This window comes from Ochrobactrum sp. SFR4 (assembly GCF_019730395.1).
Classification (GTDB): Bacteria; Pseudomonadota; Alphaproteobacteria; order Rhizobiales; family Rhizobiaceae; genus Pseudochrobactrum.
Genome location: NZ_JAAPBB010001192.1, coordinates 1 through 245, shown reverse-complemented (window position 1 = coordinate 245; position 245 = coordinate 1). Strand labels below are relative to the sequence as shown.

Sequence of the window (245 nt, the reverse complement as noted above, 5' to 3'; positions counted from 1 at the left end):
GTCGGTTGAAGGCGTGGAAATTGTCCGTGAAAATATTGAGCAGAATAATCTGCCGGACTGCAATATTGTCAAAGGTAAGCTGAGTGTCGTGCGCTATGAAGCGGCAGAGCAGATGCAGCGTTACCGTGATCGTATGGCGCAGCATTTCAATTATGAATATGAATATCTCGACACAGCAGCAATCCGCCAGAAGCTGAATACGCCGATCTATAAGCAGGCGCTGCGTGACAGTACCGGTTTCCATT

General features: G+C 48.2%; 1 pseudogene. It reads left to right on the top strand.

The window, feature by feature from the left end:
• Positions 1 to 245: pseudogene (locus tag HBA93_RS22815) on the top strand (FAD-dependent oxidoreductase); the annotation flags it as partial.